Here is an 8,101-nt window from a genome sequence, read left to right on the forward strand (position 1 = left end):
CTCCACACGCCCCTCCTGTCCGGGAGGGGCTTCTCGTTCCTCAGGGGCTGTTCGGCCCGCCGGTGGGAGGGGCGCCTCATGGGCGACTACGCACACGACTGGGCACTCGTCGATGTGGAGACCTCCGGGCTCGTCCCCCGCCGGGACCGGGTGCTGTCCGTCGCGGTGGTGACGGTCGGTCCGGACGGCGGGCGGACCGGGGAGTTCTCCACCCTGCTGAACCCGGGGTGCGACCCGGGCCCGGTGGACGTCCACGGGCTGACCACCGAGCGGCTGCTCGGCGCCCCGACCTTCGACCTGGTGGCCGAGGAGCTGGCGGCGATGCTCCAGGGCCGGGTCCTGGTCGCCCACAACGCCCAGTTCGACTACGACTTCCTCGCCCACGAGTTCGCGCGGGCGCGCCGGTGGCTGCCGGTGGCGCGGCGGCTCTGCACGCTGGCGCTGAGCCGCCAGGTGGACCCGCCGACGGAGGACCTGAAGCTGGGGACGCTCGCCGCCCACTACGGCGTACCGCAGCGGCGGGCGCACGACGCGCTGGACGACACGCGGGTGCTGGCCGGGGTCCTGCGGGCGTCGCTGCGTGAGGCCGAGCGGCTGGCCCTGCCGTTGCCGCTGGTGACCTGTCCTCCCCGGGCGGAGTCCCAGTTCACGCCTAAGCCGCCCAAGGCGCCCTGCGCCTACCGCAACCCCGGCCGGCTGACACCCGGTGGCCCGCTCCGGCAGGGGATGAAGATCGCTGTCAGCGGCGAGACCGCCCTCGCCCGGGCGGAGTTGACCGGCCGGGGAGTCGCCGCCGGGCTGAACATGATGACCTCGGTCAGTCGCCACACCAGTGCCCTGGTCACCAACGAACCGGCGTCCGCATCGACGAAGGTGCGCAGGGCCGGCGTCGAAGGCGTTCCCGTGATCGACGAGGACACCTTCCTGAAGCTGCTCGGGGACGTACGGCCGGGGACGTCGCACCTGGCCACCTCGGTGACGTCGTCCGCGTCCAGGCCCCCCGTACCGGCGCCCCGCCGTCCTGAGCGGGTGGCGGCCGGTGAGCCACTCGCCGGGCAGCGCGTACTCGTCCTGGGCGGACCGCACGCCGAGGCGGCCGCCGCCCGTACGCGCGTCGTCGAGCGGGGTGGCTCCGCCGCCGTCAACCTGTCGCGCGGCGTCACCGCCGTCGTGGTCCTGGCGGGCGGTGAGCGCGACCGCCGGATGCGGCGCGTCGTGGAGCTGGGGATACCCGTGCGTGACGCGCAGTGGCTCGGCGGGTCCACGGACACCGGCGTCACGCCTGGCAGGACTGCCGCGCCACCGGCCGGGGAACCGGCGACGTCCGTGGGCTCCCGGGCTCCCCTCGTCCTGCCCCGTGGCGGTGTCGTCGATCTGCCCGCGCCGCCCTCCGGCACGCCCGCGCCCACCTGTCACGTCACCGCCGCCTATGAGCAGCCGGTCCACGGCGAGGTCGATGTCGTCGCCTTCGTGCTCGACGAGGACGGGCAGGTCGCCTTCGACGAGGACTTCGTGTTCTACGGAGCCCCGGAGAACCCGGCCGGCACGGTCCGCCTCCTCACCGGCGGCCCCGCCGAACAGACCGTCGCCGTCGACCTGGCCTCGCTGCCGCCGTCCACGCACAAGGTGGTCGTCGCGGCCGCCGTCGACGGGGAGCCGGCCTTCGGTGACGTCGGCGCGGTCCAGGTGACCCTCGCCCCCGGCGGCAGCGCCGCCGCCCCGTCCGCCCGCGCCACCCTCGACGCCGCCACCAGCGAACGCACCCTCCTGCTCGCCGAGCTGTACCGCCGGGGCCCCGTCTGGCGCTTCCGCGCGGTCGGGCAGGGATACGACCACGGCCTCGCCGCTCTCGCGCGGGGGTACGGGGTGGACGTCGCCGGCTGAGCGTGCTCCGTGGGCGGGGCGCGGGCGGCGTCCGGGTACGCTTTCGGATTCGCTGGTGCGCCTTCCGCAGAGGTCGGGTCCGCATCCTCGTTGTCGATCATGTAGGAGGGCGGATGCCGTCGGTGCAGCGGGTCACGTCGCGGAATGCGCGGTTTCAGCAGTGGGAGGCGTTGCTCGGGAACCGGAAGAAGCGGAATCAGCTGCGGGAGTTCCTGGTGCAGGGGGTGCGGCCGATCTCGCTGGCCGTGGAGTACGGGTGGCGGGTCAGGGCGTTGCTGTACGACGACAGCCGGAAGCTGTCGGGGTGGGCGCGGGAGGTGCTGGGGGCGGTCGAGGGTGAGCGGGTGGCGCTGGCGCCGGAGCTGATGGCGGAGCTCGGGGAGAAGAGCGGGGGCGCGCCCGAGGTCGTGGCCGTGGTGGAGGTGCCGGCGGACGATCTGGAGCGGATCGAGGCGGGGCCGGAGTTTCTGGGGGTGCTGTTCGACCGGCCGACCATGCCGGGGAACATCGGGAGCATCATCCGGTCGGCGGACGCCTTCGGGGCGCACGGGATGATCGTGTCCGGTCACGCCGCCGACGTGTACGACCCGAAGAGTGTGCGGGCGACGACCGGCTCGCTCTTCTCCCTGCCGACCGTGCGGGTGCCCTCGCCCGCCGAGGTGATGGCGTGGGTGGAGCGGCGGCGGGCGGCGGGGCTGCCGCTGGTGCTGGTGGCGACCGACGAGAAGGGGGACGCGGACGTCTACGACTTCGACTTCACCCAGCCGGTGCTGCTGCTGGTGGGGAACGAGACCTCGGGGCTGGCGGGGGCGTGGCGGGAAGTGTGCGACGTCACGGTGAGCATCCCGATGGCGGGTGCGGCCAGTTCGCTGAACGCGGCCAACGCGGCGACCGCGGTGCTCTACGAGGCGTCCCGGCAGCGGGCCGCCGCCCGGCGGGCGGATTAGACTCGGGTTTCATGTCGAAGACTGACGCACTGCTCGTTGACCTCGCCACGCTGGTGGAGTCCGGGCGCAGCAACCAGATGTCTCTGACCGTGGTCACCGGGGGCACCGTCATCACGGGCCGGCTGGCTCCCGAGGCCGTGTGGCGCGAACGCGTCTCGGAGGTCCTGGCGGACTCGGCGCAGCTGGGTGCGTTCTCCGCCGTCTTCACCAACGAGCGGCCCGCGGACGGGCCGCCCCGGCATCTGCACTTCCACGTCGCGCGGATCCTCCAGGGCACGGTGGGCATCCCCGAGACCGGCGGCATGTACCGCGTGGCGATCGAGGACGTCAGCGCGTGGACCGTGGGCGACTTCAGCTACTCGGACAACTGAGCCGCCCCGCCCCGGTCGTTCCGTCACACCGTCACACCCGGCCTTCCAGGCTCGCCAGCAGCGCGAGCGGGGTGGCGGCCGCCCATGCCTGCAGGCATGCGGGTACGGGACCGGCGGCAGCCCGGCCGGTTCACTGCCCGAAGCAGTGCCGCTCCCCGCCGTCGGCCCGGACGAGGCAGGCCGTCATCCCCTCGGGGCCGCCTGCGAGCATCGGGGTGGGGAGGTAGTTCTGCGCGTCGAACTTGTCGGCGACCTCGGCGGACTGGCTCTCCTTGTCCGGCCCGGTGATCTCGATACGGTCGCCGGTCGCGCCGAACCGGATGCGCACCCAACTGGCGCGGCACGTCGGGCTGTAACGGAGTTCAACCACCGTCTGCCTGCCGTACTCCCGCTCCGCCACGGTGCGCATCCCGCTGCCCTTGAGGCCGCAGCCCTGCGACTGCGCCTGCTTGCCCCGGCACCGCTCGCCCACGCAGCCGGGCCAGACGCCGATGTCCTCCGGCTCCTCCCGGGCCCCGCCGAGCAGCAGCGCACCGGCCACCATGGCGGCGGTCGCCAGCGCCCCGGCCCCGGCGAGGGCGACCTTACGGCGGCGGAGGAAGCGGCGGGGGCGGGGAACGGACGCGGGCGCGGCGGGGGGCGGTGCGTGCGGCCGTCCGGTGTCCGGGGTCCCGGCGGCGGGCGGCTCCCCCGCCGTGGCGGGCCCGGTCTTCCGGCTCGGCTCCTCGGAGGCGGGCGGTGCGGGATGTGCGGGGCGGGGCTGCGGGTGGCGCCGGGAGAGTTCGGCCAGTTCGCGCAGGGCCAGCAGGCGGGCGGGCGGTTCGCCGGCGAGGGCGCACAGCTCGGTGACGAGTTCGGGCGGCGGGATCTGGGTGCCGCCGAGATAACGCTGCCAGGAGGACTTGCTGGCGGTGGTGCGGGCGGCCAGCCCGGCGAGGCTCAGCCCGGTGGTGGCGCGCAGGCCGGCCAGTTCGCGGGCGAGGTGGGCGCATTCCAAGGTGAGTTCGCCGCTCACCGTCGTAGCGCTTCCCAGGTGTGCGGGCCCATGATCCCGTCGACGACGAGACCTTCCTTGTCCTGGAGCCGCTTGACCGCGCGTTCGGTGGCGGGCCCGTAGGCGCCGTCGATCCCGCCGATGCGGTACCCCCGGTGTTCCAGCAGGCACTGCGCCTCGACCACCTCCCAGGTGGTCGATATCTGCTGGAGCAGGGCGTCCTGGGTGTCGCTGTGCCCGGCGTAGAGGCGGCCTTCGAAGCGGTGGATGTCGCAGTCGTAGGTGCGGTCGGGCTTGAAGGCGAACTCCTCGGTGGCGGTGCGGCGGTGCTCCTCCTCACCGGCCCCGGCGGAGCCCCGCCCCGGCAGGACCAGCGTCACGACGACGGCCAGCACGGCCGCCACGACGACCAGGGCGCCACCGGCGGCCAGCAGGGTACGCCGGGCAGGACGCGCCCGGACGGGCTCGGCCGGGACGTCCGGCTCACCGATGAGGGCGGGCGGTACGGCGGCGGGGGTGTCCGGTTCCGCAGGAGCAGGGGCGGGAGCGGTGGCGGCAGCCTCCGGGGCGGCCCCGGGGTCAGGCTCGGGCTCGGGCTCCGTCGGCTCCGGCCCGGCGCCGGACGTATCGGGAGTGGCGGCGTCCTTCGGCTGCGGGCCCGACCAGGTCTGGGCGGCGAGGGTGTGGAGGGCGAGCATCCGGTCGGGGTCGGCACCCGCGAGCACGGCGAGTTCGGTGACGGCGTCGGCGGGCGGGAGCTTGCGGCCGTTGAGATACCGCTCCCAGGAAGAACGGCTGTAACTCGTCCTCGTGGCCAGGGCCGTGAAGCTGAGCCCGGTGGCGTCCTTGAGCCGCCTCAGCCGGTCCACCAGCCGTCCGGCCTGCGGATCGAGGTGCTCCGGAAGTGCCTTCCACGGCGCCATGCGCTACGTCCTCCCCCACTCGCCCCGGCTCCGGTGGCCCCCGGCGTGCTCCGCCGGGCGGGAAAACTCCCTGGTCAGAGCCTGGGACGACCCAGAATACCGCCAAGTCCCCGGGCCGGGTGGCGGTGATCGGCCACCCGGCGCCAAGCTGAGGACCGTCACGCCGCGCCGCCCGGCGCTCCCGAGAACCCCTCGGACCGCGCCCCGGGTGTGCCGCGAGGACCGCACCACCGGCGCCCGCCGGGCCGGCACGGGGGACCGGCCCGGAGGGCCTGGTGGTGGCTTCCGACGCGCCGGGGCGGGATGCCCCGGCCGGACGACAGGGGGATCTCATGCGCAGCCGTCCGTACACCCGCTCCGTCGCCGCCGGGGTGGTCGCCGCCGCCGCTCTGGCCCTGCTGCCGGCCGCCAAGGCATCCGCCGCACCGGCACCCGTCGCAGCCGCCGCCGACACCTGCCGCGGCGTCAGCACCGTCGGCCTCCACTGCGGCTACAGCACCAGCAACGCCTTCGCCCAGCGCGGCAGCAAGGGCGCCCACGTCAAGGAGATCCAGGCGCTCATCAACGAGACCACCATCTGGCCGAAGCAGACCGGCAAGCGACTGGCCGTCGACGGGGACTTCGGCCCCACCACCGAGTCGGCCGTCTCCTGGTTCCAGTGGTACTACGGCAGCGAGGCCCTCTCGGACGGCATGGTCGGCCCGAAGACCTGGGAGATGCTGCGGTACGGCAAGCGCTGAGACGCCGGACGTACAGGGCCCCCGGTTCCACCCGGGGGCCCTCGCCGTGTCGCCACCCGGTCGGCCGAGGTCCGGGGCGCGTCGCCCGGGCGGGGGCGTGGGGGTGCCTATCGTCGGGCGGGCTGGGCTTGGCTCTCTCCGGGTGGAGGTGCGGTGGGCGGCGCGCGGTCGCGGGGCGTGCGGAGGGTGGCCGGGGTGGTACTCGCCGGCCTCCTGGCCGCCGCCTGCGCCGACGGTGACGTACGGCCGCAGGCGGCGGCCACCGGGACCCCGCCCCGGACCGGCGAGCTGACCTGGGGCACGTGCCCGGAACCGAGCGAGGCCGAGGCGCAGGTCTGGGGCGCGGCCGAGCACCGCCCCGCGTACGCCCGCCACGCGGCCCGGCTGCGCTGCGGCACCCTCACGGTGCCCGCCGACTGGACGGCCCCTCAGGGCCGGCGCCTGGAACTGGCGGTGGCCCTCCTCCCCTCCACCGGCGACGGCCCCGCCGAACCCCTCGCCCTGAACCCGGGCGGCCCCGGCGTCTCCGGCCGCCTGATGCCGATCGGCATCGCCTCCGGCGGCGCCCGCGCCCTCCTGGACCGCTACGACCTGGTCGGCCTCGACGTACGCGGCACCGGCCGCTCCGGCCCCGCCACCTGCCCCGCCGCCGAATCCCTGGACGCGGGCCCGCAGCCCGCCGCCCCCACCCACCGCACCGCCCGCGCCTACTGGAACCGCCTCGCCCGGGCCCACGCCACCTGCGCGGAAGCCGACCCGGCCCGGCTCGCCTCCCTGACCACCACCAACGCCGCCCACGACCTGGACGCCCTGCGCCGCGCCCTGCGCGCCCCCCGCCTCCACTACTACGGCGTCTCCTGGGGCACCAGCCTCGGCGCCACGTACCGCACCCTGTTCCCCACCCACTCCGGCCGGACGCTCCTGGAGTCGGTCGTCTCCCCCGACCCGGACCTACGCGGCCTGCTGGACGGGGTGACGCGGGCCCGCGAGCAACGCTTCGAACACTTCACCGCCTGGCTGGCGGCCCGCTCGGACCGCTACGGCCTGGGCACCACCGCCGACGAAGTACGGACCCGTCTGCTGTCCCTGCGCGAGCGACTGACGACGCGTCCGCTGCGCACCTCCGACAGCACGTACGGGCGAGTGGAGACCGACCAGTACCTGGACGCCGAACCGGCCGACCGGGCCGGGGCCGGGGCCGCACTGGCGGCCCTGGCACGGGGCCGGGCCCCGGCCGGGGGCGGCGACGGCAAACCCCGCGCCGCCGCACCGCCCCTGGTCGCCCCTTTCGCAGGCACCGCACTGCTCTGCTCCCAGGTGACCCACGCCGCCTCGTTCACGGAACAGTGGTCGGCCTACGGCGAACGCCGCACCGCCTACCCGGTACTGGGCGCGACCCGCCCGATGTTCCCGGGCAGCGGCGAGGTCCCGGGGACCAGCACGTGCGCGGGCTTGCCGGCTCCGGAGCGGCCGCCTGTGGAACCGGGCCGGACGGACGGGCCTTTGCTGCTGGTCGCCCACAGGGACGAGGTGATCACGCCGTTGCCCTGGGCCCGGGCGATGCGGGCGCGAACTGGGGGGTCGTTGTTGGTGGTGGGGGACGGGGAACATGGGGGGATGGCTGGTGGGGGGTGCGCGGGGCGGGTTGTGGAGTTTTTCGCGGGCGCGGAGGGGGCTGCTGTGAAGGGTGGGGCTTGCGAGCCGTGAGGGGGCGTGGGCAGAGCTGAGGGAGGGCGGGTGAGTTGCCCCGCGGGCGCGGGGAGCACAACCCCATCAAGCTGAGCGACGTCGACCCGACGGGACCACCCCAGCACACGCGGGGAGCACCTTCCGCACCAGAAGATCGGCGATGCGGTCGCGGGACCACCCCCGCACACGCGGGGAGCACGTGGCCTCGGCGAGCAGGACTTCCTGGCGGGTGGGACCACCCCCGCACACGCGGGGAGCACTCTCCATGACCTGCACCTTTACCCGGCGCCGCCACCCGTTCCTGCAAGCTTCGCCGATTGCGACCTTTCACATGAAAGCGACATAGCACCCCCTCCCGATTCATCAGCCCCCGCCCATCCTCCCCCAGTTCCCCCCACCTGACTCCGCCTTCTCGAGCGCCCCCCCAGCAACGTCGCACCCAAGTGAAACCAAGCCCCCAACTTCCGACCCGGCTCGCCCAGTGGCTCCTGCGGATCGGAACAGGACAACACCCCGCGTCAACTCCAACCCCGCCACGCCCCCTCCCCCCAAC

General features: G+C 74.7%; 7 protein-coding genes. 5 read left to right on the plus strand and 2 right to left on the minus strand.

Annotated elements, in window-relative coordinates:
* The first annotated feature begins 78 nt into the window (after positions 1 to 78).
* From IF45_RS0121050 to IF45_RS0121060, 3 genes are all read left to right on the plus strand, one after another.
* Positions 79 to 1,884 carry a TerD family protein gene (locus tag IF45_RS0121050; protein WP_037638320.1) on the plus strand — a complete coding sequence of 602 codons (1,806 nt, stop codon included), beginning with the start codon at positions 79 to 81 and terminating at the stop codon, positions 1,882 to 1,884.
* Positions 1,885 to 1,997: 113 nt separating this feature from the next.
* Complete coding sequence (locus IF45_RS0121055) at positions 1,998 to 2,831, plus strand: TrmH family RNA methyltransferase (protein ID WP_030308929.1); 834 nt, start codon at positions 1,998 to 2,000, stop codon at positions 2,829 to 2,831.
* An 11-nt stretch (positions 2,832 to 2,842) separates the two neighbouring features.
* A complete protein-coding gene (locus IF45_RS0121060; protein WP_003948122.1) occupies positions 2,843 to 3,202 on the plus strand; it encodes a hypothetical protein in 360 nt (119 codons plus the stop codon).
* A 130-nt stretch (positions 3,203 to 3,332) separates the two neighbouring features.
* Here IF45_RS0121060 and IF45_RS0121065 read toward each other — a convergent pair whose 3' ends face one another.
* Complete coding sequence (locus IF45_RS0121065) at positions 3,333 to 4,217, minus strand: helix-turn-helix domain-containing protein (protein WP_030308932.1); 885 nt, start codon at positions 4,215 to 4,217, stop codon at positions 3,333 to 3,335.
* On the minus strand, positions 4,214 to 5,119 hold the full coding sequence (locus IF45_RS0121070; RefSeq protein WP_030308934.1) for a helix-turn-helix domain-containing protein: 906 nt from the start codon (positions 5,117 to 5,119) through the stop codon (positions 4,214 to 4,216). Before IF45_RS0121070 ends, IF45_RS0121065 begins: the two co-directional genes overlap by 4 nt.
* Positions 5,120 to 5,451: 332 nt before the next feature.
* Between IF45_RS0121070 and IF45_RS0121075 the strand changes: the two genes are divergently transcribed.
* Positions 5,452 to 5,859, plus strand: coding sequence for a peptidoglycan-binding domain-containing protein (locus IF45_RS0121075; RefSeq protein ID WP_030308936.1), 408 nt, complete (start codon positions 5,452 to 5,454; stop codon positions 5,857 to 5,859).
* A 195-nt stretch (positions 5,860 to 6,054) separates the two neighbouring features.
* A complete protein-coding gene (locus tag IF45_RS0121080) occupies positions 6,055 to 7,566 on the plus strand; it encodes an alpha/beta fold hydrolase (protein WP_242534354.1) in 1,512 nt (503 codons plus the stop codon).
* Positions 7,567 to 8,101 lie beyond the last annotated feature (535 nt).

Origin of the sequence: Streptomyces albidoflavus, from assembly GCF_000719955.1 — a bacterium.
Taxonomy (GTDB): Bacteria; Actinomycetota; Actinomycetes; order Streptomycetales; family Streptomycetaceae; genus Streptomyces; species Streptomyces albidoflavus.